Origin of the sequence: Mesorhizobium sp. NZP2298, assembly GCF_013170825.1 — a bacterium.
Classification (GTDB): domain Bacteria; phylum Pseudomonadota; class Alphaproteobacteria; order Rhizobiales; family Rhizobiaceae; genus Mesorhizobium.
This window is the reverse complement of sequence record NZ_CP033365.1, coordinates 4,342,209-4,366,433: the sequence shown is the minus strand read 5'-3', so window position 1 is coordinate 4,366,433 and position 24,225 is coordinate 4,342,209. Positions and strand designations below refer to the sequence as shown.

23 protein-coding genes and 1 tRNA gene are annotated in these 24,225 nt (G+C 61.3%); 12 read left to right on the top strand and 12 right to left on the bottom strand.

All coding sequences use genetic code 11. The features are described from left to right. Positions 1 to 25: 25 nt before the first annotated feature. Complete coding sequence (locus EB231_RS21160; RefSeq protein WP_172350571.1) at positions 26 to 1,255, bottom strand: septal ring lytic transglycosylase RlpA family protein; 1,230 nt, start codon at positions 1,253 to 1,255, stop codon at positions 26 to 28. 328 nt (positions 1,256 to 1,583) lie between these two features. Continuing rightward, positions 1,584 to 1,826: a hypothetical protein gene (locus EB231_RS21155; RefSeq protein WP_206681850.1), complete on the bottom strand. Its 243-nt coding sequence runs from the start codon at positions 1,824 to 1,826 to the stop codon at positions 1,584 to 1,586. A 386-nt stretch (positions 1,827 to 2,212) separates the two neighbouring features. Between EB231_RS21155 and EB231_RS21150 the strand changes: the two genes are divergently transcribed. Continuing rightward, a tRNA-Ser gene (locus EB231_RS21150) sits at positions 2,213 to 2,302 on the top strand. Between the two features lie 10 nt (positions 2,303 to 2,312). Here the strand turns inward: EB231_RS21150 and EB231_RS21145 are convergent. Next, positions 2,313 to 2,498: a hypothetical protein gene (locus EB231_RS21145; protein ID WP_172350570.1), complete on the bottom strand. Its 186-nt coding sequence runs from the start codon at positions 2,496 to 2,498 to the stop codon at positions 2,313 to 2,315. A 398-nt stretch (positions 2,499 to 2,896) separates the two neighbouring features. Between EB231_RS21145 and EB231_RS21140 the strand changes: the two genes are divergently transcribed. From EB231_RS21140 to rimO, 6 genes are all read left to right on the top strand, one after another. Further along, positions 2,897 to 3,694 carry a sterol desaturase family protein gene (locus tag EB231_RS21140; RefSeq protein WP_172350569.1) on the top strand — a complete coding sequence of 266 codons (798 nt, stop codon included), beginning with the start codon at positions 2,897 to 2,899 and terminating at the stop codon, positions 3,692 to 3,694. Positions 3,695 to 3,834: 140 nt separating this feature from the next. Next, on the top strand, positions 3,835 to 4,641 hold the full coding sequence (locus EB231_RS21135; RefSeq protein WP_172350568.1) for an alpha/beta fold hydrolase: 807 nt from the start codon (positions 3,835 to 3,837) through the stop codon (positions 4,639 to 4,641). 66 nt (positions 4,642 to 4,707) lie between these two features. Further along, on the top strand, positions 4,708 to 5,406 hold the full coding sequence (locus EB231_RS21130) for a DUF2161 domain-containing phosphodiesterase (RefSeq protein ID WP_172350567.1): 699 nt from the start codon (positions 4,708 to 4,710) through the stop codon (positions 5,404 to 5,406). A gap of 56 nt (positions 5,407 to 5,462) precedes the next feature. Then, complete coding sequence (locus EB231_RS21125; RefSeq protein WP_172350566.1) at positions 5,463 to 5,870, top strand: DUF930 domain-containing protein; 408 nt, start codon at positions 5,463 to 5,465, stop codon at positions 5,868 to 5,870. Positions 5,871 to 6,056: 186 nt separating this feature from the next. Then, a complete protein-coding gene (locus EB231_RS21120; RefSeq protein ID WP_172350565.1) occupies positions 6,057 to 6,743 on the top strand; it encodes a TerC family protein in 687 nt (228 codons plus the stop codon). A 163-nt stretch (positions 6,744 to 6,906) separates the two neighbouring features. After that, positions 6,907 to 8,220: a 30S ribosomal protein S12 methylthiotransferase RimO gene (gene rimO / locus EB231_RS21115; protein WP_172350564.1), complete on the top strand. Its 1,314-nt coding sequence runs from the start codon at positions 6,907 to 6,909 to the stop codon at positions 8,218 to 8,220. Positions 8,221 to 8,297: 77 nt separating this feature from the next. On the opposite strand, the gene EB231_RS21110 is transcribed toward rimO, so the two are convergent. The 8 genes from EB231_RS21110 to EB231_RS21075 all read right to left on the bottom strand — a co-directional run bounded on the left by EB231_RS21110 (position 8,298) and on the right by EB231_RS21075 (position 16,547). Next, complete coding sequence (locus EB231_RS21110; protein ID WP_172350563.1) at positions 8,298 to 9,365, bottom strand: BMP family ABC transporter substrate-binding protein; 1,068 nt, start codon at positions 9,363 to 9,365, stop codon at positions 8,298 to 8,300. A gap of 50 nt (positions 9,366 to 9,415) precedes the next feature. Beyond that, complete coding sequence (locus EB231_RS21105) at positions 9,416 to 10,336, bottom strand: ABC transporter permease (protein ID WP_172350562.1); 921 nt, start codon at positions 10,334 to 10,336, stop codon at positions 9,416 to 9,418. Then, positions 10,336 to 11,466: an ABC transporter permease gene (locus EB231_RS21100; protein WP_172350561.1), complete on the bottom strand. Its 1,131-nt coding sequence runs from the start codon at positions 11,464 to 11,466 to the stop codon at positions 10,336 to 10,338. Before EB231_RS21100 ends, EB231_RS21105 begins: the two co-directional genes overlap by 1 nt. Then, complete coding sequence (locus tag EB231_RS21095) at positions 11,463 to 13,040, bottom strand: ABC transporter ATP-binding protein (protein WP_172350560.1); 1,578 nt, start codon at positions 13,038 to 13,040, stop codon at positions 11,463 to 11,465. The genes EB231_RS21100 and EB231_RS21095 overlap by 4 nt, the downstream gene beginning before the upstream one ends. A 133-nt stretch (positions 13,041 to 13,173) precedes the next feature. Then, a complete protein-coding gene (locus tag EB231_RS21090) occupies positions 13,174 to 14,151 on the bottom strand; it encodes a quinone oxidoreductase family protein (protein ID WP_172350559.1) in 978 nt (325 codons plus the stop codon). Between the two features lie 22 nt (positions 14,152 to 14,173). Continuing rightward, positions 14,174 to 14,992, bottom strand: coding sequence for a phosphatidylcholine synthase (gene pcsA, locus EB231_RS21085; protein WP_056577267.1), 819 nt, complete (start codon positions 14,990 to 14,992; stop codon positions 14,174 to 14,176). Continuing rightward, positions 14,989 to 15,603 carry a DUF1326 domain-containing protein gene (locus EB231_RS21080; RefSeq protein WP_095788751.1) on the bottom strand — a complete coding sequence of 205 codons (615 nt, stop codon included), beginning with the start codon at positions 15,601 to 15,603 and terminating at the stop codon, positions 14,989 to 14,991. The genes pcsA and EB231_RS21080 overlap by 4 nt, the downstream gene beginning before the upstream one ends. Further along, complete coding sequence (locus tag EB231_RS21075; RefSeq protein ID WP_172350558.1) at positions 15,600 to 16,547, bottom strand: DUF2182 domain-containing protein; 948 nt, start codon at positions 16,545 to 16,547, stop codon at positions 15,600 to 15,602. Before EB231_RS21075 ends, EB231_RS21080 begins: the two co-directional genes overlap by 4 nt. A 70-nt stretch (positions 16,548 to 16,617) precedes the next feature. Here EB231_RS21075 and EB231_RS21070 point away from each other — a divergent pair, with 70 nt between their 5' ends. Continuing rightward, the gene (locus tag EB231_RS21070) at positions 16,618 to 17,832 is read left to right on the top strand and encodes a UbiH/UbiF family hydroxylase (RefSeq protein WP_172350557.1); all 1,215 of its coding nucleotides are present in this window, start codon (positions 16,618 to 16,620) and stop codon (positions 17,830 to 17,832) included. 148 nt (positions 17,833 to 17,980) lie between these two features. Next, positions 17,981 to 18,304 carry a heat shock protein HspQ gene (hspQ, locus tag EB231_RS21065; protein WP_172350556.1) on the top strand — a complete coding sequence of 108 codons (324 nt, stop codon included), beginning with the start codon at positions 17,981 to 17,983 and terminating at the stop codon, positions 18,302 to 18,304. 91 nt (positions 18,305 to 18,395) lie between these two features. On the opposite strand, the gene EB231_RS21060 is transcribed toward hspQ, so the two are convergent. After that, on the bottom strand, positions 18,396 to 19,025 hold the full coding sequence (locus tag EB231_RS21060; RefSeq protein WP_140773822.1) for an invasion associated locus B family protein: 630 nt from the start codon (positions 19,023 to 19,025) through the stop codon (positions 18,396 to 18,398). 233 nt (positions 19,026 to 19,258) lie between these two features. Here EB231_RS21060 and EB231_RS21055 point away from each other — a divergent pair, with 233 nt between their 5' ends. From EB231_RS21055 to EB231_RS21045, 3 genes are all read left to right on the top strand, one after another. Continuing rightward, positions 19,259 to 21,076 (top strand): extracellular solute-binding protein, encoded by a 1,818-nt coding sequence (locus tag EB231_RS21055; RefSeq protein WP_172350555.1) that lies wholly within the window; start codon positions 19,259 to 19,261, stop codon positions 21,074 to 21,076. A gap of 16 nt (positions 21,077 to 21,092) precedes the next feature. Further along, positions 21,093 to 21,773, top strand: coding sequence for a DsbA family oxidoreductase (locus EB231_RS21050; protein WP_172350554.1), 681 nt, complete (start codon positions 21,093 to 21,095; stop codon positions 21,771 to 21,773). Between the two features lie 493 nt (positions 21,774 to 22,266). Continuing rightward, complete coding sequence (locus tag EB231_RS21045) at positions 22,267 to 24,159, top strand: ABC transporter ATP-binding protein/permease (protein WP_172350553.1); 1,893 nt, start codon at positions 22,267 to 22,269, stop codon at positions 24,157 to 24,159. The last annotated feature ends 66 nt before the right edge of the window (positions 24,160 to 24,225 follow it).

Below are 24,225 nucleotides of genomic sequence, written 5' to 3'. Positions count from 1 at the left end.
GTTCAGCGGAAAACCGGCTCGTGAATCAGTTGCGCACGGCCAGCGCATCGGGCGCGCCATGCGACCATGCGGCCTGCAGCAACTCGTCCAGGCCGCCATGGCCATTCGGATAGAGATTGACCGCATACCAATCATTGCCGTCGAGATCGGAACGCTGAATCTCCGTTCTGCCGAAGGGTTGAAGTGCTGCTGCCACGCGCTTGGCTTCCGCGGCGTCGTCGAACGTGCCGGCGGCGACATAGTCGGCGCTGGACGGCGCTGCCTGCGGATTGGACTTTTTCCACGACCGCAGGATGTCGGCGGGCGACATGCCGTTGTCGTCCAGTGCGGCAAAGACATCCCCGCGCCGCACGCGTTCATCCGCGTAGGACAGCGAGGCGATCGCGAAGGGAGACTGCGGCGGCAGGCCGATCTCCGGCCGCTCGGGAACGATCGGTCCGAAATCGGGCAGCGCCAAGTCGCCCAAAGCCGGTTCCTGCGCCGACAGAGCCGTCTGCGTGGCGGACGCCTTCCCGGAATTCGTCAACTGCCCCGGAAACGGTATGGCTGCGGCACCCACGGGCAAGCTTGGCGACGGTCCGTTCATGGCCACCATGACGCCGGTTGGCAGGCCATCCGACGGATCCGGAATCCGGTTGCCTGGATGGTAGGATGCCATCAGATACTGGTCGTCATTGCCATCGAGCGGCGCGCGGCCGACATATTCCACCTTCACCTCGGCGGTGCCGACATTGGCGTAGTCGAGCATCTGCGCCGCGCGCTCCGAGACATCGATGATGCGGCCCTCGTGATACGGCCCACGGTCGTTGACGCGCACGACGACGGAGCTGCCGGTCTTGAGATTGGTGACGCGGGCATAGCTTGGCAGCGGCATGGTCGGGTGCGCGGCCGTAAGATGCGTCATGTCGTAGACTTCGCCATTGGCGGTCAGCCGGCCATGGAAGGCGTCGCCGTACCAGGAAGCCAGGCCGACCTTGGCGTAATGCCGATCTTCCTTGGGATAGTACCACTTGCCACGAACCTGATAAGGCTTGCCGAGCTGGTCGCGACCGCCTCCGCGCCGCATGAAGTTGGCGCGCGGGCTCGCCTTCACGCCATATTCGGTCTCGGCGAAATATTCCTTGGAACGAGGCTTGGGATTTACCATTGCTTTCGGCTCGGGCTGCGACGCGCAGGCTGCCAGCAAGGCAGCCGACGCAGCAAGCAGCGTAAGCGTGGAAGCGCGACGAAGACGCGGACGCGTCGTAGCCTGCATTTTCCTGAAATCCCCTACAGTCTCAATCAAGATGCCGTTGTTTGAACAACAGAGGAGCCAAAGCACTCACTCGACGATATCAACGACGCCCTGAACCCCGATCCTTTGTGCGCAGGAATTGTTTATCACGATATTAACCGATTGTGGCCGGAACCGGGCAAGATTGTGACGGCGCTTGCTGCGTACGGCTTGAACAGTTTCATCCAGCCGGCCGCACTCATCCTGTAGTGCTCCATTGGATGAGCCAATTCTTCCCTGTGATATCCTGGACGACCCTCAAAAGGTAAGGGTCGCTAGGCGCTGCTCCGCTGTCCACCTAAGCCCGGCTTTAAAGGCCAGGCATGATCCACGGATTGGCGTCGTATCCCAGGCGCGGCTTTTCCGGCGTTGTTCCATCCGGCAATTTAGTCGTTCCGGTCAAGTTGCAGTCCAGCTCTGGCCTCGGCTTCTTGCTCGAATGTTTCGTAGAGCACAGGGTCGCGGCATCGCTGACCGTCACCTTCTTCTCCTTCGCAATGGCGACACCAGTCGCGGCGATCACGAGTGCCGCGCAAAATATGACCACTCTCATCGTACTTCCCCACGGTTGCGCATCCCCAAGATGCTGGGGAGTGACGTTACGTCACTTTTATATTAGCGCAAGCGAATATTTAGACCCTCGGTCCGCCGCTGCCACGCCTCCACGGTCTTCGCACACCCTCGCGACAAAGGTGCTTTCAGCCGGCGGTCACCCCAAGACAGCAGGCGAACGCCTGGGCCATCCGAACATCGGGATAACTCTAGACCTTCACTCCGACGTTATGCCCGGCATGCAGGCTGATGCAGCGGAGCAAGTTGACGTTGCGCTTCAGGCCGCTATAAGCAGCGAGCGAAAAGGCAAACAGTTGCAAACTGCGTAGCAACGGGCATTCCATGGCCCCGCGCAAATTGTCAAAAACGCAATGATTGCAATTGCTTGGAGGGATGGCCGAGCGGTTTAAGGCACCGGTCTTGAAAACCGGCGTGGGCGCAAGTTCACCGTGGGTTCGAATCCCACTCCCTCCGCCAACTTATTGAGCTACTCGGCGGCCTCGTGCAGGCGCATTGCAATCAACCCGACACCCGACACGCCGCGACAGAGCTGGGCTGGACCGCGCAAACGACATTGCGCACGGGCTTGCAGGAAACGGTTCAATGGTTGGGGAAAGATCGCGATCGTCTCGATTTCTATAGAGAGAATCTTGACCTGGCGGGCAGACGGCATCGACAACCGCCGGCGTCGGACTGCGGATAGAATGGCCAATCGCGCCGGACGGCTTCACCTTCGCCCATCGTTGGTTGCGCGACAACGATCATGTCGGTTTGTCTGGCGGCGTATCCGCGCCGATGGGCGCGTGGTTCCTGAAATAGAAAACCCCGCCGGCAGGGAACCGGAGGGGTTAGTCCTGGGAGGACGCGCGACGCGCTGCGTTCGCTACCGCGCGCTACAAAGGTATCGCCCGGTTGCGACGCCGGTGTGACACGCCGGCGAGCGCCTCCCTCACCTGCCCGGCTGCAAAGACGAAAGTCGCCATCAAGCCTTTGGAAAGGAGAAATATGGTTCTGTCCGGAAGCTGAAGTGCGAGCGGGTGCTGCCAAAGGCTGGGCAATAGAGGCGGGCGAATGGATATTTTTGGCATCAAGGCGCTGTTGATCTCCGCGTTGATATTCATTCCGTTCGAACATCTGTTCCATGAACGGCCCCAGAAGACCTTCCGCAAGGGCTTGGGTGTCGATCTGATCTACGTGCTGTTCAACGGCTTTATCATAAAAGTAGCCATCGTCCTGATAGCGGCCTACACGCTTGACGTCGCCGCAATCGTGGTCCCGCAATCAATGATGCGCGCCGTCGGCGGTCAGCCCGTCTGGTTGCAGGTCGCGGAAATCATCTTGATCACCGACATCGGCGTCTATTGGGCGCACCGGGCCTTCCACAAAATCCCTGCGCTTTGGAGGTTCCACGCGGTACACCACGGCATTGAGGAGCTGGACTGGCTCGGCGCTTTCCACTCCCATCCGGTCGACGCGATTGCCACAAAGGCAATATCGTTGACGCCGATCTTTTTCCTCGGATTCTCCGAAGCCTCGATCGCCGCCTTCTCGGTCATATATTTTTGGCACACGCTGCTTGTGCATTCAAACCTGCGGGTTCCGTTTGGTCCCTTGAAATGGCTGATCGCCAGCCCGCAATTTCATCGCTGGCACCATGCCAACCAGCGCGAGGCTTATGACAAGAACTTCGCCGGCCAACTCCCCCTCCTCGACATGGTGTTCGGCACCTACAATGCCACCGGCAACAAGGTGCCGGAAAAATACGGTGTCGATGATCCGATCCCGTCCAGCTACTTTGGTCAGGTCGGTTACCCGCTCGTGCCTAGCAGTAAGCGATCGAAACGGTCGGTGGCGCGCACGGAAGCCTGACGGCTAATATCAATGGCGTCCGCCATGTGCCGCTCGAAATGGCACTGTTGCCTGGTAGCGGAGATTGCGTCGTGGGTTGGTTTTGGCGGGCACCAGCAATAATTATAGGTGCTTCGCGTTGGCCTCGAGGCGTTTTCGGCATGGACTATCAAGACGACGACCTCAGCAGATTCGAAGCGCATGGCGCCGCGCCCCTGACGGCCGCAAGGGACGAAGGCCGGGTCGAAAACCAGGGCGCGAAAATCTGGTACGCCACGTTTGGGGCCGGCTTTCCCGTAGTCTTGTTGCATGGCGGCCTCGGTCACAGCGGCAATTGGGGATTTCAGGTTCCCGAGCTGGTCAAGGGTGGTTATCGGGTCGTGGTGATCGACAGCCGTGGCCACGGGCGCAGCACCCGCGACGGGCGACCGTACAAATACGAGCTGATGGCGTCCGACGTCCTGGCCGTGATGGATACACTGCAATTGGAAAAGGCGACTGTGGTGGGTTGGAGCGATGGCGCGTGCGTCGCGCTCATCCTCGGCATGAACGCCGCCGATCGGATCACGGGTGTGTTCTTCTTCGGCTGCAACATGGATCCGAGCGGCACCAGGGAATTCGAGCCCAGTCCGGTCATCGATCGGTGTTTCAGCCGGCACGCCAAGGACTATGCCGAACTATCGGCAACGCCAGGCCAGTTCGATGTATTTGTCAAAGCCGTCGGCCTGATGATGAAGACCGAACCCAATTATTCCGCCGCCGACCTAGCGCGGATGCGCGTGCCCGTGGCGATCGTTCAAAGTGAACATGACGAATTCATCAAGCGGGAGCACGCGAACTATCTGTCTCAAAACGTCCCAGGATCGGAATTGATCATCCTGCCTGACGTCAGCCATTTCGCGCCGCTGCAACGGCCTGGGCAGTTCAACAGCGCGCTGCTGACCTTCCTCGGAAACATTCATTCTTGAACATCGGGTGCGCCGCCCCCTAAAGCCGGAAGGCTTTTTCTCGTCGAATCGGCTAAGCCTCAAGGCATGAACGAGACCTCACTCTACGCGCCGGTGAAGCGGTTCCTCGAAAGTCTCGACTTTGTCGTGAAGGGTGAAATCGGCGGCTGCGACATCGTCGCGCTGCGCGAGGGCGAGCCGCCGGTTGTCGTCATCTGCGAACTGAAATTGCAGTTCAACCTCGAACTGGTGCTGCAAGGCATCGACCGCGCGGCCGCTTGCGATGAAGTGTGGCTGGCGGCGCGTATGTCGGCACGAGGCAAGGGGCGCGAAAGCGACGCCCGTTTCCGCAACCTCTGCCGCCGGCTCGGCTTCGGCTTGCTCGGTGTGACCGCGAATGACAAGGTCGAAGTGCTTGTCAGCCCGGCCGCGCCTGAGCCACGCAAGAATGCGCGGCGGCGCTCTCGCCTTGTCGACGAACACCAGCGCCGACGCGGCGATCCTGTCGCGGGCGGAGGATCGCGCAATCCGATCATGACCGCCTACCGCCAGAGCGCCCTCACCTGTGCCGCCGCGCTTGTCCACGGACCCAAACGGCCGCGCGATTTGAAGGCGCTGACGCCGATCGCCCCGAAGATCCTGCAGCACAACGTCTATGGCTGGTTCGCGCGCGTGGACCGCGGCCTTTATGATCTCACGGATGCCGGCCGCGCCTCGCTGGTGCGTTGGCCGCAGGCCTCGCACGAGGATGTCCGACACGAGATTTTGATTGCGTCGCCCCGCTGAATGCGGCCGCTTGCCCGGCATGAAGCGCCCCTCTTGGTTGATTTTTCAGACAAAATATGCTGCTTGTCCCGCCCATGAAGACACTCTGCATGATGGCCATGGCGTCCCTGACGCTAGCTTTCCCGGCCCGCGCAATGGACAACGCCTTGCGTGCCGGGCTGATGAAACTTGATCCGCAAACACGCCTCGAGCAGCGGTGCGATGCCGAAATCCTGGACCGGATCACCCATGACGATCGCAAGTTCAAGGCCGACCGTGTCGTCGCCTACGCCTTCGCCACGCCTGAGATGAGCGCCGATGCAATCAGGAGCCCCGGTGCGGCGTTCCGCAGCAAGGGGCAATGGTACCGGCTGAAATTCAAATGCCAGACGGGGCCGGACCATATGGAAGTTCTCCAGCTTCGCTACCGGATCGGCGATGAGATTCCGGAAGCCGACTGGGCAAAATACAATCTCTACGACTAGTTTTTTCGCGAGCTTGTGTGGGCTTCGGTTCACGAGCCGGCGACGGCTGAAAATCTCCTGTAATGCCACTGCCACGAAGGTGGTTTTCCAGCGTTGTCCAATGCTGCGTCTTGACGGCAGCGGACCATGCCTTTAGGCCCGTCGGAATAGCCGACGACGAACACTCGGCGAAGGGCTTCCAGGTCGATGGAAATATTTACCGCCGCGGGCCTATCGGCCCTTCTTCAGGTCATCGCCATCGATCTTGCGCTTGCGGGCGACAATGCCATCGTCATCGGCCTCGCCGCGGCCGGACTGCCGGCAAGCCAACGCAAACGGGCCATTCTCGTCGGCATCGCCGCCGCCACCGTCCTTCGCATTTTCTTCGCCTTGATCACGCAATGGCTGCTCACCATTGGGCCCATGTTGCTTATCGGCGGCGGCCTGCTCTTGCTGTGGGTCTGCTGGAAGATGTGGCGCGAATTGCGCGTTAGCCACGAGCAGGAGCGTGACGCCACGGAAGCGCTGTCGAACGGCGACTTCGACAAGGATGGGGTCATCGGCGGCAAGGGGCCAAGCAAGACCTTCTCGCAGGCAGCCTGGCAGATTGTCATTGCCGACGTTTCGATGTCGCTCGACAATGTTCTGGCCGTAGCCGGCGCGGCCATGAACCATCCGACGGTGCTGATTGTCGGGCTGGCCCTGTCGATCGCCCTGATGGGCTTTGCCGCGTCGTTCGTCGCGCGCCTGCTGCACAAATACCGCTGGATTGCCTATCTCGGCCTGGTGATCATCCTCTATGTTGCGGTCAAAATGCTGCTTGACGGAGCCGTGCAGCAATTCCCCGAACACTTCGCTTTCCTGGCACCCTGGTTCGGATCCGGAGGCCACTGAGCCATCCTTATGGCGCGGGCCGGCCTGTCGCCGGTTTGCTTGATTGCGGAAGCCATGCTATTGCGCCGCCCGTATCGGCTCCAGCCGCGCGCCACAGACCGACATTTACAGCGACTTGAGGCCGGATCAGCGTTCGGCCCGTACCCCCATTGGAAACTAGCCTATGTCCGCCCCTCGCGTCAGTTTTGTCAGCCTTGGATGCCCGAAGGCGCTCGTGGATTCCGAGCGTATCATCACGCGCCTGCGCGCCGAAGGCTATGAGATCGCCCGCAAGCATGATGGCGCCGATCTCGTTGTGGTCAACACTTGTGGTTTCCTCGATTCCGCCCGTGACGAGTCGCTCAATGCCATCGGTTCCGCGCTTTCAGAAAACGGCAGGGTGATCGTCACCGGCTGCCTTGGTGCCGAGCCGGACGTGATCCGCGAGAAGCACCCCAACGTGCTGGCGATCACTGGACCGCAGGCTTACGAGAGCGTGATGGCCGCCGTGCATGAGGCAGCCCCGCCTTCGCACGATCCCTATATCGACCTCCTGCCGCCGCAAGGGGTCAAGCTAACGCCGCGCCACTATGCCTATCTGAAGATCTCGGAAGGCTGCAACAACCGCTGCACCTTCTGCATCATTCCCGCCCTTCGTGGCGATCTCGTTTCGCGCCCGGCCGCCGATGTGCTGCGCGAAGCCGAAAAACTGGCCAAGGCCGGCGTCAAGGAACTCCTCGTCATCTCGCAGGACACCAGTGCCTACGGCATCGACATCAAGTACCAGACGTCGATGTTCGGCGATCGCGAAGTGCGCGCGAAATTCCTCGATCTGTCGGAAGAACTGGGCAAGCTCGGGATCTGGGTGCGCATGCACTATGTCTACCCCTACCCGCATGTCGCCGACGTCATCCCGCTGATGGCCGACGGCAAGATCCTTCCCTATCTCGACATTCCGTTCCAGCATGCCTCGCCGCAGGTGCTGAAGAACATGCGGCGTCCGGCGCATGGCGAAAAGACGCTCGAACGCATCCGCGGTTGGCGCGACGTGTGCCCCGATCTGGCTATCCGCTCGACCTTCATCGTCGGCTTTCCCGGCGAGACGGACGAGGATTTCGAGATGCTGCTCGACTGGCTGGACGAGGCCAAGATCGACCGTGCCGGCTGCTTCAAATACGAGCCCGTCAAGGGCGCCCGTTCCAACGACCTTGGCCTCGAACAGGTTCCGCAGGAGGTCAAGGAAGCACGCTGGCACCGCTTCATGCAGCGCCAGCAGAAGATTTCGGCAACGCAGTTGGCCAAGAAGGTCGGCAAGCGCCTGCCGGTGCTGATCGACGAGGCGCACGGCACCTCGGCAAAAGGCCGCACCAAATACGACGCGCCCGAGATCGATGGCTCGGTCCACATCCAGTCACGCCGCCCGATGCGTGCCGGTGACATCGTCACGGTGAAGATCGAGCGTGCCGACGCTTATGACCTTTACGGTTCGGCTGTCTGAGCCTTCCGTCCGTTTCTCCGGGCACATAAAAAGGGCGCCTCGCGGCGCCCTTTCCTATTCGAGATGTGGTGCGCCGCTTACTGCGGCAGCTTGTCGTCGACGCCCTTCACGTAGAAATTCATGCCGAGCAGCGTGCCGTCGTCGGCGACCTCGCCGTCCTTCAGCCACGCCGAACCATCCTGCTTGGCGATCGGTCCGGTGAAGGGGTTCCAACCACCGGCGATCTTCTTCTCGGTCGCCTCGGCCATCGCCTTCACATCGTCGGGCATGTTGGTGTAGGGCGCGAGCTTCACCGCGCCGTCCTTGATGCCGAGCCAGACATTGTCCGGCTTCCAGGTGCCGTCTATGGCTGCCTGCACGCGGCTGATGTAATAGGGGCCCCATTCGTCGGTCAGCGAGGTCAGCTGCGCATTCGGCGCGAACTTGATCATGTCGGACGACTGGCCGAAGCCGTGCAGCTTGCGCTCCTCGGCTACCTGCAGGGCCGCGGTCGAATCGGTATGCTGGACGATGATGTCGGCACCCTGGTCGAACAGCGCCTTGGCGGCGTCTGCTTCCTTGCCCGGGTCGAACCACGAGTTCACCCAGACGATCTTGGCCTTGAAGTTCGGGTTGATCGACTGCGCGCCGAGCATGAAGGAGTTGATGCCCATCACCACTTCCGGGATCGGGAAGGAAACGATGTAGCCGGCGACGCCGGACTTCGATTCCTTGGCCGCGATCTGGCCGAGTACGTAACGGCCTTCGTAGAAGCGGGCATTATAGATGCCGAGATTGTCGCCGGTCTTGTAGCCGGTGGCGTGCTCGAACATCACCTTGGGAAATTTCTTGGCGACCTTCACTTCGGCGTCCATGAAGCCAAATGACGTGCCGAAGATGATCTTGCAGCCTTCGCGTGCCAGGCGCTCGAAGGCGCGGTCGGCATCGGGGCCTTCGGAGACGTTCTCCAGATAGGCGGTCTCGACCTTGTCGCCGAGCGCCTTCTGGACCTCAAGGCGGCCTTGGTCGTGCTGGTACGAGTAGCCGAAATCGCCGATCGGGCCGGTATAAACCCAGCAGGCCTTCAACTTGTCGGCAGCCTCTGCGGACGCGGCCAGCGACAATGCCGCTGTCGTCGTCATCAGGGCAATAAGCAGTTTTTTCATTGTGTTACCTCTCTGTGTTAAGCCTTGGAGCTTCCCGTTTGTTATTATTGTCAACGATCCGGAACGAATGGCTGCCCCAGGGATGCCGGCGTGTTCATCATCGTCAGACGCTTGTTGCGCGAGATTAGAACGAGAACCACGACGGTTGCCAGATAGGGCAGAGAAGAAAGCATCTGCGAGGGCACGGGAATGCCAAAAGCCTGTGCATGAAGCTGGCCGATCCACACCGCGCCGAAGATGTAGGCGCCGGCCAGCACCCGCCACGGCCGCCACGAGGCGAACACCACGAGCGCCAGAGCGATCCAGCCGCGGCCGGCGGTCATGTTCTCCACCCATTGCGGCGTGTAGACCAGCGACAGATGGCCGCCGGCCAGACCGGCGCAGGCGCCGCCGAAGATGACCGAGAGATAGCGGTAGCGGATAACCTTGATGCCGAGCGCGTGCGCCGAAGCATGGCTGTCGCCGATAGAGCGGAGCGTCAGGCCTGTACGCGTCTTGAATAGGAACCACATGACGGCGGCGGTCAGCACGATCGAGATGTAGAAGATCGGATCCTGGCCGAACAGCAGCCTGCCCACGACTGGGATCGAGCTGAGGCCGGGAATGTCAAGATTGGGCAGCCTGACGCCGGGCTGGCCGACAAAGCTCGTTCCGATCATGCCGGAGAGGCCGAGGCCAAGCAGCGTCAGCGACAGGCCGGTTGCCACCTGATTGGTGGCCAGCGATAGCGTCATCACGGCGAACAGCAGCGAGAACAACGCGCCCATGGCGATTGCCGCCAGAAGACCGATCCAGGGCGATCCGGTCAGGTAGCCGGCCCCGAAGCCGCCGACCGCGCCCATGATCATCATGCCTTCGACGCCGAGATTGAGCACGCCGGAGCGTTCGACCACCAGTTCGCCGATCGCCGCGATCAAAAGCGGCGTTGCCGCCGTGGCGATGGTCAGGAGGATGTTGACGGTGATGTCCATCAGCGGGCTTCCTTCAACTTCGGCGCGGCTTCGAGCTGTGCCGAGCCCTGGGGCTTGGTCAACGCAAGGCCGATCAGGCGGATGCGATAGTGGATGAGCGTGTCGCAGCCGAGCACGAAGAACAGCAGCATGCCCTGGAACACTCTCGCCACCTTGTCGGAAATGCCGAGAGCGCTTTGCACCGCTTCGCCGCCGAGATAGGTCAGCGCCAGAACCAGGCCTGCGGCGACGATGCCGAGCGGGTTGAGGCGGCCGAGGAACGCCACGATGATGGCCGTGAAGCCGTAGCCGGGAGAAATCACCGGCTGCAATTGCCCGATGGCGCCGGAGACCTCCGAAATGCCGGCAAGGCCGGCCAGCGCGCCGGACAGCAGGAAGGCGAAGAACACCATTCGGCTGAGACCGAAGCCGGCGAAGCGCCCTGCCCTCGGGCTGGAGCCCAGCACACGGACCTCGAAGCCCTTGAGCATGCGGCTCATCAGGATCCAGATCAGCACCGCGGCAACCAGCGCGAACACAAAACCCCAGTTGGCGCGCCCGGCGTCCGGCATCAGTTCCGGCAGGACGGCCGAATCGCCGAACTGGATCGTCTGTGGGAAACCATGGCCCTGCGGATCGCGCCATGGGCCGCGCACCAGCCAGTCGAGGAAGAGTTGGGCGACATAGACCAACATCAGGCTGGTCAGGATCTCGTTGGTGTTGAACCGGGTCTTGAGCAAGGCCGGGATCGCCGCGTAGGCGGCACCGCCGACCATGCCGAGCAGAAGCATCAGCGGCAGCACCAACGGGCCTTCGAACTGAGGAAACAGGACTGGAATGGCGGAGCCGAAGATGGCGCCGAAAATGAACTGCCCTTCGGCGCCGATGTTCCAGATGTTGGCTTTGTAGCAGACCGACAGGCCGACCGCGATCAGGATCAGCGGCGCCGCCTTGATCGCCAGTTCATGCAATTGCCAGACCTGGCTGATCGGCTCGATGAAGTAGATCCGGAAAGCGGTCAGCGGATTGACGCCGAGCAGAGCGAACATGATGGCGCCGGCGATAATGGTGAGCGCGAAGGCGATGAAGGGTGACAGCATTGAAAACAGCGCCGAGCGCTGCGGGCGTTTGACGAGTTCAAGGCGCATCATGCCGTCTCCAGCGTGTGTTCGGCGTGGCCGGGCTCGGCGCCACCCATCAGCAAACCGACCTTCTCGAAGGTCGCCTCGGCGATCGGCATCGGCTTGGACAATTCGCCATTGTGCATGACCGCGATCGCGTCCGATATCTCGAACAACTCGTCGAGATCCTGGCTGATCACCAGAACCGCCGAGCCGCTGCGCGACAGCTCGATCAAGGCCTGTCGGATATGGGCGGCGGCACCGGCGTCGACGCCCCAGGTCGGTTGGTTGACCACCATGACGCTTGGGCGGCGGTCGAGTTCGCGGCCAACGATGAATTTTTGCAGATTGCCGCCCGAAAGTGCGGCCGCTTCCGGATCCGGCGCGCTCTTGCGCACATCCATGGCCAGGATGATGCGTTGCGCGGCAGCGTAGACGGCGCCGCTTTTGACCATCCCGCCAGTGCCGACAAACGCCTTGCCGTCGGTCGCGTGGCGCGAGAGCAAAAGGTTTTCCGAGAGTTTCATGCGCGGCGCGGCACCATGGCCGAGGCGCTCCTCCGGCACGAAGGCGGCACCAAGCAGGCGCCGTCCGGTGATGGTGAGACCACCCGCATCCTTGCCGCGGATGCGCACCGAGGCGGCATCCTGCTGCAAGACCTCGCCGGAGACGGATTCGAAGAACTCGCCCTGGCCGTTGCCGGCGACACCGGCAATGCCGATCACCTCGCCGGCGCGGACATTGAGGTTGATGTTCTTGAGCGGAATGGAGAACGGCGTCGCCGGCTTGCGGCTGAGGCCGCGGATTTCGAGCAGCGGCTGCGCTGTTTCGATCCCCTCGACCGGAGCCCGCACCACAGCCTGAACCTCGTTGCCAACCATCATGCGCGCGAGCGACGAGGCGGTTTCCTCGCGCGGGTTGCAGTGACCGACCACCTTGCCATGCCGCAACACGGTGGCGCGGTCGCAGATGCGTTTGACCTCCTCGAGCCGGTGCGAAATGTAGAGGATCGATTTGCCTTCCGCGCGCAGCCGCTCCAGCGTCTCGAACAGCTTGTCGGCTTCCTGCGGCGTCAGCACCGAGGTCGGCTCGTCAAGGATGATGAGCTGCGGCGTCTGCAGCAGGCAACGGATGATCTCGATACGCTGGCGTTCGCCGACCGACAGGTCGCCGACCAGCGAGTCCGGATCGAGCGGCAGGCCGTAGCTGTAGGACAGCGCCCTTGCCTTCGCGGCGATGCTGCTGATCGGCGCGCCGTCATCGAGCGACAGCGCGATGTTCTCGGCTGCGGTCAGCGCCTCGAACAGCGAAAAATGCTGGAACACCATGCCGATGCCGAGCTTCTTTGCGGCACCCGGGCTGGTGATGCGCACCGCCTGGCCGTTCCAGAAAATCTCGCCGGAATTGGGCTCCAGCGAGCCGAACAGCATCTTGACCAGCGTCGATTTGCCGGCGCCGTTCTCGCCAAGCAGCGCGTGGATTTCACCCTTGGCGATGTTGAGATCGACATGATCGCACGCGGTCAGCGTGCCGAATATCTTGGTCAGGCCACGAACCTCAAGCAGGTTCGTCCCATCATGATCTGCACTCACAGTGCCTCCCATCTGGTTCGCCAGATATGTTCTGTGTTCCCGCAAGCATGGTAGGCGCCGCCGGCTCTCAACGGAAAGCGGCACGCGTCTTGAAAGAGCTTCAAGAATTTCAGCGGAAATTCAAGGGATAACAAGGCAGGCGGGACTAAGGAACGAGAATAGTCGTCCCCGTTGTCCTGCGGCCCTCGAGATCCGAGTGTGCCTTGCCGGCATCCTTCAGCGCATAGCGCTGGTTGATCTTAATGTTGACGGTGCCGCTGAGCACCACCTCGAACAGCGCGGCCGCGGAGGCATCGAGGTCCTCGCGTTTTGCGTTGTAGACGAACAGCGTCGGCCTTGTGGCGAACAACGACCCCTTCTGCGCCAAGAGCGACATGGAAAATGGCGGGATTGGTCCCGACGACTGGCCAAAGCTGACGAACATGCCGAGCGGCCTCAGGCAGTCGAGCGAAGCCGGGAACGTGTCGTTGCCCACCGAATCGTAGACGACGTCGCATTTCCGGCCGTCGGTGATGGCGGCGACGCCGGCGACGAAATCCTGCTCCTTGTAGTTGATGACATGGTCGAAGCCGTGCGCCTTGGCGAGTTCGATCTTGTCGGTTGAACTCGCCGTGCCGATGACGGTCGCACCGAGATGTTTCGCCCATTGGCCGAGAATGAGCCCGACGCCGCCGGCCGCGGCATGGAACAGGATCGTGTCGCCCGCTTTCACCTTGAAGGTCCGGCGCAGCAGATATTCGGCCGTCATGCCCTTCAGCATCATCGCGGCGGCCTGTTCATCGCTGATGCCGTCCGGAACCTTGACGACCCGGCTCGCATCGATGACGCGTTCTTCGGCATAAGCTCCTGTCGTCACGGCATAGGCGATCCGGTCGCCCGGCTTCAGCCAATCGACGTCCTGCCCTACCTCCAGCACCACGCCGGCGGCCTCGCTGCCCGGAATGAGCGGAAAACCTCCGGGCGGCGGATAGAGACCGGAGCGATAATAGACGTCGATGAAGTTGAGGCCGATGGCCCTATTCCTGACCAGGATCTGCCCGGAACCCGGCTGGCCGGGATCGACGTCCTCATAGGTCAGAACTTCCGGACCGCCGTGGGCGTGGATACGGATCGCTTTGGACATGGATTGGGATTCCTCTGGCGGGTCAGGCCTTCTTGGCACCGAGATTTGGAAAGAACTGCATGATGCCGCCAATGCAGGCCAGATAAAGCCCGGTAACGGTAATGCCGATCTTGGTGAAAGTGCCGACCTGTTCGCCCAGCACACCGATCTGATCGTAGAAGGCCGCGAGAGCCGCCTGCGCAAGCGCAAGCGCGCCGAAGGCGCACCACAAAAGGGTCATTGTGAGATTGATTCGCCGCAGCCGCACCACCCGCACCGGATGGATGAAATTGATCGGGATGAAGGTCAGGATGCCAGCCACCACCACGACAGCGAACGACACCCATTGTCCCGGTTCGATGACGAACAATGTGAACACCACCATGTTCCAGACCACGGGGAATCCCTTGAAGAAATTCTCCTTCGTCTTCATGCCGGTGTCGGCATAGTAGATCGCGCTGGAAACGACGATGATCGCAGCCGAAAGGAACGACAGTCCCTCGCCCATGAAGCCGCGCTGGTAGAGCGCGAAGGCCGGGATCAGCACATAGGTCACATAGTCGATGATGTTGTCGAGGAGTTCGCCCGACCAGGTCGGCAGGATTTCCTTGACCTCGAGCTTCCTGGCGATCGGCCCGTCGATGCCGTCGACGAACAGCGCCAGTCCGAGCCACCAGAACATTGCCGTCCAGCGCTCCTCGCTCGCCGCCACCAGTGACAGGAACGCAAGGAACGAGCCAGACGCGGTCAGCAGGTGGACGGAGAATGCCCTTGCCTGCGGCCAGGTGACCTTCTTCTTCGGTCGCGGAATCCGGTCCGCGATCTTCTTGGCGGCCTTTCTGGCCGTTGTGTTCTTGCTCACGGGCCCCGCCAATCCAGCTTGCAGATCTCGGCCGAGCGGCCAGCAAAATTCCAGTTGCGGCCAAAGGCGCGCATCTTGCTCTTGTCGGACCTCGCCACGATGATCTCCGGCGCGATCCAGTATTCGGAATTCGTGATCACCGTATCCTTCTCGCGATCCTTGCCGGCGATTGGCGTCACCGCGCCATCGATGATCTTCGGTATCTGGAAGATACGCGTCTTGTCCCGCGTCTCGTAGGTGATCGGCACCTGTTCGACACCCAGGAATTTTCCGACGAGGATCGACAGCAGCGACGTGGTCCCGCCCGCCTTGCCGGTGAAGATCTTCGTCAAGGCCTTGACCGCATAGATCGAGGCGCGTTTGTCGATGAACAGGCCGGCGGTCCAGTTGCCTCGGCTCATGTAGCCGGGGATTTCCATGATCAGCCCAAGGTTAAGGCCTGACAGGTCGACCTCCCCGAAATGACCGGCATCGATACGGAAACCCGCCCAGGTCTGGCAATAGCCCTCGGTTGGAGGATGACTGCCGAGCGATAGCACGCAAGGGCAAAAAACCGTGCAATTGCAGGAGAGTACGAGCTCTCCTTTCATTGCCCAGCCCTGATCTGTCATCGAATTTCCCCCACTGAAAGCGAGACTACTAGCAGCGCGGCTGCCCAGACAAGCAGTATCGCACCGGCCAGTCGGGTTGGAAGACTGCCCTTCATCTGTTTTTCAATCAGGGTGAACACGCCGATCAGCGCCATCCAGAAGATGTTCATCACGCCGACGGCGAACATCACCAGCATGAGCGCCCAGCAGCAGCCGAAACACCAGATGCCTTGCGCTACACCGAGCCGGAAGACACTGCTGGCCTTGGCGCTCCAGTTTGAAAACAGGATCGAGAACGGGTTGCGGCATTTCTTCAGGCAGGCCTCCTTGAGGCCGCTGAACTGATAGAGGCCGGCAACCAGCAATGCGAGCGCGCCGGCAATCCCAAGCACCGGATCGTAGATTTCGCTGGACGCGGCGAATGTGTGCACGCTGAGCGTCATTGCCGAAAACAGCATCGAGGCAGCGAGCCAGACGCCGAGATAGCCGGCAACCAGCACCAGAGGATGGACGACCGGCTCGCCCTTGATCCGGGCTGTATCGGCGATCTCGCAATAGGTCCGGATCATCGGGGCCGCGGATGGCAGCATCACGGCGATCGCCATCAGGAACCACATCATGACGAGCGCAACGGCACGCAAGCCGATGCTTGCGTCCAGTGGCGCCGGCGACAGGCAGAGCGCGAAGAACCGCTCCAGGAAATCGGGCAGCGGCAGCCGTGGCAGGCCGTGCAGGAGGGTGTCGCCGGGCGCGCTGCCTCGGACCTCGGCGCCGCGAATCGCCATCGCCCCCAGCAACAGCCATGCGAATGCGATGCCGGCGCCAACGACAATGTTGACCGTCAAACGCGGGTTGCGCGCGACATGTGCCATGGCGCGGCCGGTGCGGTCGAGATGGCTGAAATCGTCCTGGTGGCCGGTCATGACACCCGAATGGGCCGAATCGCCGCGTTGATCAAGCCGCATGATCTGACCTATATGCCTATCGACTGGCAGGTCTGGTGGCCCGCCTCAAATCGCAAGCCGGAAGCCGACCTTGGAGCATCAGGAAACAGCGCGCATACTGATTGCCGGCACGGGTCCCGCAGGGCTGATCGCGGCGCTCGCTTTCGCCGATGCGGGCTTTGCGGTGACCCTTGTCGGGCCCGAGGCATCGGCCCCCGATGGCCGCACCACGGCGCTGATGAACCCTGCCCTGAAAGTGCTTGAGCGGCTTGATCTCCTCGAAGACATCAAACCCAAGGCCGCGCCGTTGAAGGTCATGCGCATCGTCGATGCGACCAGCCGGCTGATCCGCAGTCCCGTCGTCACCTTCCGCGCCGCCGAGATCGACGAGGAGCAGTTTGGGCTGAACCTGCCCAACAGCGTCCTTGGCCCGGCGCTTGCCGCCAAGGTGGCCTCGCATTCCGGGATCGAATGGCGCAGGTCGATGGTCAAGGCCTGGCATCTCGGTGCCGACAAGGCTCACGCCGACCTCGCCGACGGCAGTGAGGTTGGCGCGTCGCTGGCGGTCGCCGCCGATGGACGCCAATCGCCCGCCCGCGAGGCAGCGGATATCTCGACTGCCGCGCGCTCCTACCCGCAAGCCGCGCTCGTGCTCAATTTCGGGCATAGCCGAGACCATGCCTTCACCTCGACGGAGTTCCACACCGAGACAGGACCATTCACACAGGTTCCGCTGCCGGGCAATCGCTCAAGTCTCGTCTGGGTGGTTAAGCCCGAGACAGCCAAGGCGCTTGCCGCCCTGGATGACGCGACGCTGTCAATGCGGGTCGAGGAGCAGATGCAGTCAATGCTGGGTCGGGTCACCGTGGAGCCGGGCCGGCAGATCTATCCGCTTTCGACCGTGACGCCCCTGCGCTTCGCGCGAGAGAGGGTGGCACTTGTCGGCGAAGCCGCGCATGTGTTTCCGCCGATCGGTGCGCAAGGCCTCAACCTTGGTATCAGGGATATTGACGATCTGGTTGGTATTGCGAGCGAAAATCGTGAGGACCCCGGCGGCGCCAAGGCCCTTGCCGCCTACGATTTCAAGCGTCGCCCCGATATTCTGGCGCGCAGCGGTGCAGTCAATCTCCTCAACATGTCGCTGCTTTCCGACATGTTGCCGGCGCAGATCGCGCGGGGCGCTGGTCTGGGCGTGCTCGGTGGTTTTGCGCCGCTCCGTGCCTTCTTCATGCGCGAAGGGCTTCGTCCAGGCAGCGGCTTTGCAGCACTTGCGGGTGGCCTGCGAAAGCCGGTGCGGCAGCGGTAGCGATCTTGCGGACTTTATCGCGACATCGCGACGTCAATCAAAACCTTTGCGCCGAATTCTGCGTAGCTTGAAGACGCTCAAACGCTTCGGGATTGAATTGACTCGGAGTCTGCGCCAAATAAAGTCAAGGAATTCAGTGGTGAGTACGATGAAAACGGCCAAATTCGCGATCGGACAGGTGGTTCGCCACCGGCTGTTTCCGTTTCGGGGCATCATTTTCGACGTCGATCCGCAATTCGCCAACACCGACGAATGGTACGAAGCCATCCCCGCCGACGTGCGGCCTCGCAAGGATCAGCCATTTTACCATCTGCTCGCCGAGAATTCGGAAACCGAATACATAGCCTATGTGTCCGAGCAGAATCTGCTTGAGGATCGGTCGGGCGAGCCCGTTCGCCATCCGCAGATCAAGGAGATGTTCGACAAGAAGCCGGATGGACGCTACGAGCCGAAACGGCAGTCCAAGCACTGACCTCCCGGCACTCCAGCCATGGCCAGGAACGAAAAAAGCGGGGCAAGGCCCCGCTTTTTCTTTGACATCGGTCTTGGCCGGATACCGGTGATCAGTTGGCGGTCTTCGCCTTGTCCTGCTCGTCCTTGAGCTTCTTGGCGAAGTCCTGGTTGTTCTTGGCCACGAAGTCCTGGAGCTTCTTCTGCCGGTCCTCGATGTCCGACTGCTGCAGCGGCGGGCCGTCATAGGCGCCGCTGAAGCCCTGCAGCGCGATCTTGATCGGGTTGGCCTGGTTCTGGAAATTGATCGAGGTCAGCGTGATACCCTGACCTTTCTTGAACGAGGCGACGAGCTGGTCGGTCAGTGGCACTTCCGCCACGCAACGATCCGGGAAGCAGATGACATAGTCGAGCTTCTGCGCCTTGCCGGTGTCGATCTGCAGGCCGATGCCGGGAGGCACGAGGCGGCCGGTCGGCACCGTGACCTGGAACACCTTGCGGTTAACCTTGCCCTTGAGTTCGATCAGGCTGACACCGGTGACGAGCTGGCCGTTGCCGGCGGTGACGATGTTCTGGACGTTGCAGATATCGACGTCTTCCTGCTTGGTGCAGGCCTTGAACCAGCCCTGAGGTATCTGCTGCTGTTGCTGCGCGGAAGCCGCGGGAAGTCCTGCGCCCAGAAAGCCGATCACGCCAGCGGCCATGACCGACAGGCGGTACGCGTTGCTGTTCAGGCTCGTCATGTCGTGCATTTCCTCTCAAATGATCCCGGAACCGGCTTCTCTGCGCCGTGTGGTCCAGCTACCTGTTGCCGAAATGAGGCAACAGAATGACTTCGGACGGCGTGTTACACTGCAAGCGGTGCCGAATCCAGCCCGCTCACTTGTAATTCTTGATGACACCATTGGCCGGTACGCAACTGCCTCATGCTAGGGTGCGCACCGAATCATCAAGCCGACCTGTTAAGGAGACGGTCATGGGCCGCGTTCTTGTTTGGCTGATCACCGCGATATCGTTTCTCACCCTGTCGCAGCCGGCACTGTCGGAGCCAAAATACGCGATTGCCATGCAGGGCGAACCGGCCCTGCCGCCGGACTACGCGCATTTCGGCTACGTCAATCCCGACGCGCCGAAGGGCGGCAGCATCACCTATTGCGTCGTCGGCAGCTTCGATAACCTCAACCCGTTCATCCTGAAAAGCCTGCGTACGACCGCGCGCGGCATGATGGACACGATCTTCGGCAATCTGGTCTTCGAACCGCTGATGCAACGCAGCGCGGATGAGGCTTTCACGCTCTATGGGCTGCTCGCCGACACCGCAGACATGGACCCGGAGCGCAAGAGCATCGAATTCCATCTCAACCCGAAGGCCAAATGGTCGGACGGACAGCCGGTGACGCCAGAAGACGTGCTGTTCACCTATGATGTCTATACGCAAAAGGGCCGCCCGCCCTACAGCGACCGCATGGCCAGGATCGCCAAGCTCGAAAAGACCGGCGACCACAGCGTGCGCTTCACTTTCAACGACAAGGCCGATCGCGAATTTCCCTTGATCATCGCGCTGACGCCGATCATCCCCAAGCATGCCTTTGACATGGACACATTCGACAGGACGACGCTGAAGCCGTTGATCGGCAGCGGACCATACACGATCGCCCAGGTGACGCCCGGCCAGCGCATCGTCTTCAAGCGCAATCCGGACTACTGGGGCAAGGACGTACCCGCCAAGCGCGGCTTCGACAATTACGACCAGATCACCATCGAATATTTCCTCAACGCCAACGCCAAGCTCGAAGCCTTCAAGAAGGGCCTTTGCGCCATCGACGACGACAGTGATCCGGTGAAGCGCGAGCGCGATCTCGACTTTCCCGCCTTCCACAGGGGCGAGGTGGTTTCCGAAACCTTCGACACCGGCATTCCGCCTGTCGTGACCGGTTTCCTGTTCAATACGAGGCTGCCGAAGTTCTCCAACCCGGTGGTTCGGCGCGCGCTCGGCATGCTTTACGATTTCGAGTGGGCCAACAAGAACCTGTTCGGCGGGAAATACACGCGCACGATGAGCTATTGGCAGAATTCCGAACTCTCCGCGCTTGGCCATCCGGCCGACGACAGGGAAAGGGCGCTGCTGGCCCCCTACCCCGGCCGCGTGCCGGCCGAAATCATGGACGGCACCTGGAAACCGCCGGTGACCGATGGTTCAGGCCAGGACCGCAAGGTGCTGAAGGCCGCTTTCGATCTCCTGAAAAGCATCGGTTACCACGTGCAGGACGGCACAATGCTCGATCCCGACGGCAAACCTTTCGGATTCGAGATACTGACCGCTTCGCAGGACGAAGAACGCCTGGCCGGCATCTACCAGCGCACACTGGAAAAGATCGGCATCAACGTCAGCATCCGCAGCCTGGACGGCGACCAGATCCAGTCGCGCAAGCAGCGTTTCGACTTCGAGGTGCTGGTCGGCTCGAGCGGCTTCAACAATTCCTTGTCCCCGGGCATCGAGCAGATCGGGCGTTGGTCGTCCGCTGCGGCCAAGACCGAAGGATCGTTCAATCTTGCCGGTGTCGCCGATCCGGCAATCGACGCCGCGATCGACGCCATGCTGAACGCACATACCAAGGAGGATTATGTCGCCGCCGTTCGCGTTCTCGACCGACTGCTGATCTCGGGCAATTACATGGTGCCGATGCAGTACAACACGCAGCAGTGGCTTGCGTACTGGAATTATCTGGAACATCCGCAGAAGACGCCCATATTCGGTTATCAGCTGCCGACATGGTGGCGCAAGCCGAACTGAAAATCCGGAGATCGAGATGAGCGAAGCGAACGCCATAACCGTTGATGTGGTGTCGGACGTCGTCTGTCCGTGGTGCTTCATCGGCCAGAAGCGGCTGGACAAGGCGGTTGCCGCGGCCGGCGATATCGAGGTGCACATACGCTGGCGGCCGTTCCAGCTCGATCCGACCATTCCGCCGCAGGGCAAGGACCGCCGGGAGTATATGCTGGCCAAGTTCGGCAGCGACGAGCGCATTCGCGAGATTCATGCCCGCATCGAACCGCTTGGCGACGCCGAGGGCATTTCCTTTGCCTTCGATGCCATCAAGGTGGCGCCAAACACGCTGGATGCGCACCGACTGATCCGCTGGGCTGGCGCCGCCGGTGAAGCCGTGCAGAACAGGCTGGTCCGCCGCCTGTTCCAGCTGAATTTCGAGGAGGGCGTCAACATCGGCGACCATGCCGTGTTGGTCGAAGCCGCCCGCGAGGCCGGCATGGACGCATCCGTGGTGGCAACGCTCTTGCCGACCGACGCCGATATCGAAGCGGTGCGCACCGAGATCGCCACGGCATCGCGCATGGGCATATCAGGCGTGCCGTGTTTTCTGCTTGAAGGCAAATATGTCGTGATGGGCGCGCAGGACGTCGACACGCTGGCTGATGCCATCCGCCAGGTGGCGGCTGCCAAGGCCCGCGGCGAACTGGACACGGTCGGCTGAGGCCTGTGATTCCTTTCGCCTGCCGCAAAGACTTTTTCAGGTCATTGCTCGGCCTTTGGGACAGGGCCGTTGACACATTATGGCGACCTATTTTCCGGAATTTTGGTTAGCCCGCAATGAAAAATCGGCAAACCCAACACGTCAAAACAGGTCACGAAATCGTGTGAATACCTTCCCTAGGGGAAGGTATGTGTATCCTGTTATCAAGCCGATAAATAAATGATATCATTACATAAAATCGCCTTTCCGCAGGCTTGCGCGCGACGCATGGGCAACCCCGCGCTGTTGCCTTGCCGACACGGCCGGCTCCTTTATCCCGCCATCCCTCTACAAAAATTAATGGAAAATGATCAATTGGTGTTACCATCCGTAACAAAACAAAAAAGGTTTGGGCGGGATCGTGATTCGGATCGGCAGACGATCGCAGGAGTCAGTACCGGATGGACTACACAGCGGCGCCGCAGGGCCGTCGCATTTGACGCCGGTATCCTCGATGCGCAGTTTCTGGGGACTGATGCGGGCCTACTGGTTGTCGGATCGGTGGAAAGAAGCCTGGACGCTGACCCTCGTCATCGCGCTGTTGACCGCTCTATCCAGCAAGGCCAGCGTTTGGTTTGCCATGGCTTCCGGCGAATTGGTCAATTCGATTGCCTTTCTCCACGATGCCGCCAATACCCGCCCGCTTGAGACCATCCTGACCAATGCCGGCATATTGGTGTTGCTGGTCATTCTCAAGGACGTCGGCTTTACCGGCGTACGCAACCTCGTCTCGGCGACCTTGCACCGCAAATGGCGTGGCTGGCTGAACGGCCAGTTCAACCAGGCCTTGCTCGACGGCAATCATACTCATTTCCATGCCCAGCATGGGTCCGTGGCCGGCGGCGCCGTCACGCCCGACAACATCGACCAGCGCATCCAGGAATCGATCAAGGACATGACCGGTGGTGCCATAGGCCTCGCAATGGGCGTGCTGGGTCTGGCAACTTCGCTCTATTTTATCGGTCAGAACCTGATTCAGTCGTCGGTGGAGGTAAAAGGCCTGGAGTTCCTGGGCAGCTATGGCAGCGCTGTCCTCGCGCTTCTGGCTGTTGCCACTTACGTGCCACTCAACACCTGGATCGCCGTGAAGCTCGGCAGCCTTCTGGAACGACTTAATATCCGCATGCAGAAAGCCGAGGGCAGCTATCGCGGCGAGCTGACGACATTCCTGCGCCGCAGCTTCCATGTCGCCGCCTCGCACGGTGAGGACGTGCAGAAGATGATGCACGATCGTCTCTACGTCGATATCGATCGCACGTGGGGCCGGCTGAATGTCGTCAACACCAGTTATATGTCGTTCGAGCTGATCTACAATTTCGTCGGCGCCCGTATCGTGGCCTATGCTCCGGGGCTCGTGCCCTTCATCCACAGCCGCTTGGACTACAAGGGCTACATCACCGGCTCCGAAATGGTCGCCCAACTTATCAGCCAGTGTTCGTGGTTCATCCATGTCATGCCTGCTATCGCCACGCTGCGTGCCAACAGCCAGCGTGTGACCGAATTGGCGAAAGCCATCGAGAACGTCCAGCACCCGCAGGAATTCTACAGCCAGACCGGCCGCTCCGATTTCCACTATGCTAGCCAGAACCCGGTTTTCGGCCTGACCATCCAGAAACTCGAACTGGCGCATCAGGGCGAGGATGCGACGCCGTTCCTCGTCGCCGCGAACCTGCGTTTCCGGCGCGGCGAGTGGACGTTCCTGAAAGGCGAATCCGGCTGCGGCAAGACCTCGCTGATAAAGGCGATCAACGGCCTCTGGCCCTATGGCCGCGGCACCATCGTCTTCCCCGACGGGGTGAAGAGTTTCTATGCCGCCCAGGAGGTCAAGCTGCAGCAGGTGTCGCTGAAACAGTTGGTCTGTCTGCCGGGCTCCGAACACGACCATGGCGATGCTCAGGTCGCGTCGGCGCTGCACAAGGCTGGCCTTGGTGACTTCATCGAACACATGGCCAATGAAAACCGCGAGGGCAAAAGCTGGGATCAGGTCCTGTCGGGCGGTCAGAAACAGAAGCTGGTGGTGGCCCGCATCATCCTGCAGCAGCCGGGCCTCCTGTTCCTCGACGAGGCGACCGGCGCGCTCGACCCGGAGGGCAAGATTGCCTTCCACCAGGCGATCAAGGACAATTGCCCCGATGTCACGGTGATCAGCGTCATGCATGAGGCGGTAGCGCCCAGATCGGCTGCCGGCACCGAGTTCTATCACTCAATCGTCTTGATCGCCGACGGCGTCGCCACCAAGAAGCCGCTGGCTCCGACCCTGCCCGTCGAACTCACCACGATCCTGGCCCAGCCACGGCCGGTCGAAGACAAATGGTTGCGTTTCTCGCGCCGGCTGAAACAGAAATAACGATGCGTTCACTTCGACTTGCCGGACAAAACGGCAGTCGGCGATCACAGTGTCGCGATCGGAGCC

Coding starts and splice junctions, on each gene's coding strand:
- EB231_RS21160 (WP_172350571.1), bottom strand. CDS start 1,255: ATGCAGGCTACGACGCGTCCGCGTCTTCGTCGCGCTTCCACGCTTACG.
- EB231_RS21155 (WP_206681850.1), bottom strand. CDS start 1,826: ATGAGAGTGGTCATATTTTGCGCGGCACTCGTGATCGCCGCGACTGGT.
- EB231_RS21145 (WP_172350570.1), bottom strand. CDS start 2,498: ATGCCGTCTGCCCGCCAGGTCAAGATTCTCTCTATAGAAATCGAGACG.
- EB231_RS21140 (WP_172350569.1), top strand. CDS start 2,897: ATGGATATTTTTGGCATCAAGGCGCTGTTGATCTCCGCGTTGATATTC.
- EB231_RS21135 (WP_172350568.1), top strand. CDS start 3,835: ATGGACTATCAAGACGACGACCTCAGCAGATTCGAAGCGCATGGCGCC.
- EB231_RS21130 (WP_172350567.1), top strand. CDS start 4,708: ATGAACGAGACCTCACTCTACGCGCCGGTGAAGCGGTTCCTCGAAAGT.
- EB231_RS21125 (WP_172350566.1), top strand. CDS start 5,463: ATGCTGCTTGTCCCGCCCATGAAGACACTCTGCATGATGGCCATGGCG.
- EB231_RS21120 (WP_172350565.1), top strand. CDS start 6,057: ATGGAAATATTTACCGCCGCGGGCCTATCGGCCCTTCTTCAGGTCATC.
- rimO (WP_172350564.1), top strand. CDS start 6,907: ATGTCCGCCCCTCGCGTCAGTTTTGTCAGCCTTGGATGCCCGAAGGCG.
- EB231_RS21110 (WP_172350563.1), bottom strand. CDS start 9,365: ATGAAAAAACTGCTTATTGCCCTGATGACGACGACAGCGGCATTGTCG.
- EB231_RS21105 (WP_172350562.1), bottom strand. CDS start 10,336: ATGGACATCACCGTCAACATCCTCCTGACCATCGCCACGGCGGCAACG.
- EB231_RS21100 (WP_172350561.1), bottom strand. CDS start 11,466: ATGATGCGCCTTGAACTCGTCAAACGCCCGCAGCGCTCGGCGCTGTTT.
- EB231_RS21095 (WP_172350560.1), bottom strand. CDS start 13,040: ATGGGAGGCACTGTGAGTGCAGATCATGATGGGACGAACCTGCTTGAG.
- EB231_RS21090 (WP_172350559.1), bottom strand. CDS start 14,151: ATGTCCAAAGCGATCCGTATCCACGCCCACGGCGGTCCGGAAGTTCTG.
- EB231_RS21080 (WP_095788751.1), bottom strand. CDS start 15,603: ATGACAGATCAGGGCTGGGCAATGAAAGGAGAGCTCGTACTCTCCTGC.
- EB231_RS21075 (WP_172350558.1), bottom strand. CDS start 16,547: ATGCGGCTTGATCAACGCGGCGATTCGGCCCATTCGGGTGTCATGACC.
- hspQ (WP_172350556.1), top strand. CDS start 17,981: ATGAAAACGGCCAAATTCGCGATCGGACAGGTGGTTCGCCACCGGCTG.
- EB231_RS21060 (WP_140773822.1), bottom strand. CDS start 19,025: ATGACGAGCCTGAACAGCAACGCGTACCGCCTGTCGGTCATGGCCGCT.
- EB231_RS21055 (WP_172350555.1), top strand. CDS start 19,259: ATGGGCCGCGTTCTTGTTTGGCTGATCACCGCGATATCGTTTCTCACC.
- EB231_RS21050 (WP_172350554.1), top strand. CDS start 21,093: ATGAGCGAAGCGAACGCCATAACCGTTGATGTGGTGTCGGACGTCGTC.
- EB231_RS21045 (WP_172350553.1), top strand. CDS start 22,267: ATGCGCAGTTTCTGGGGACTGATGCGGGCCTACTGGTTGTCGGATCGG.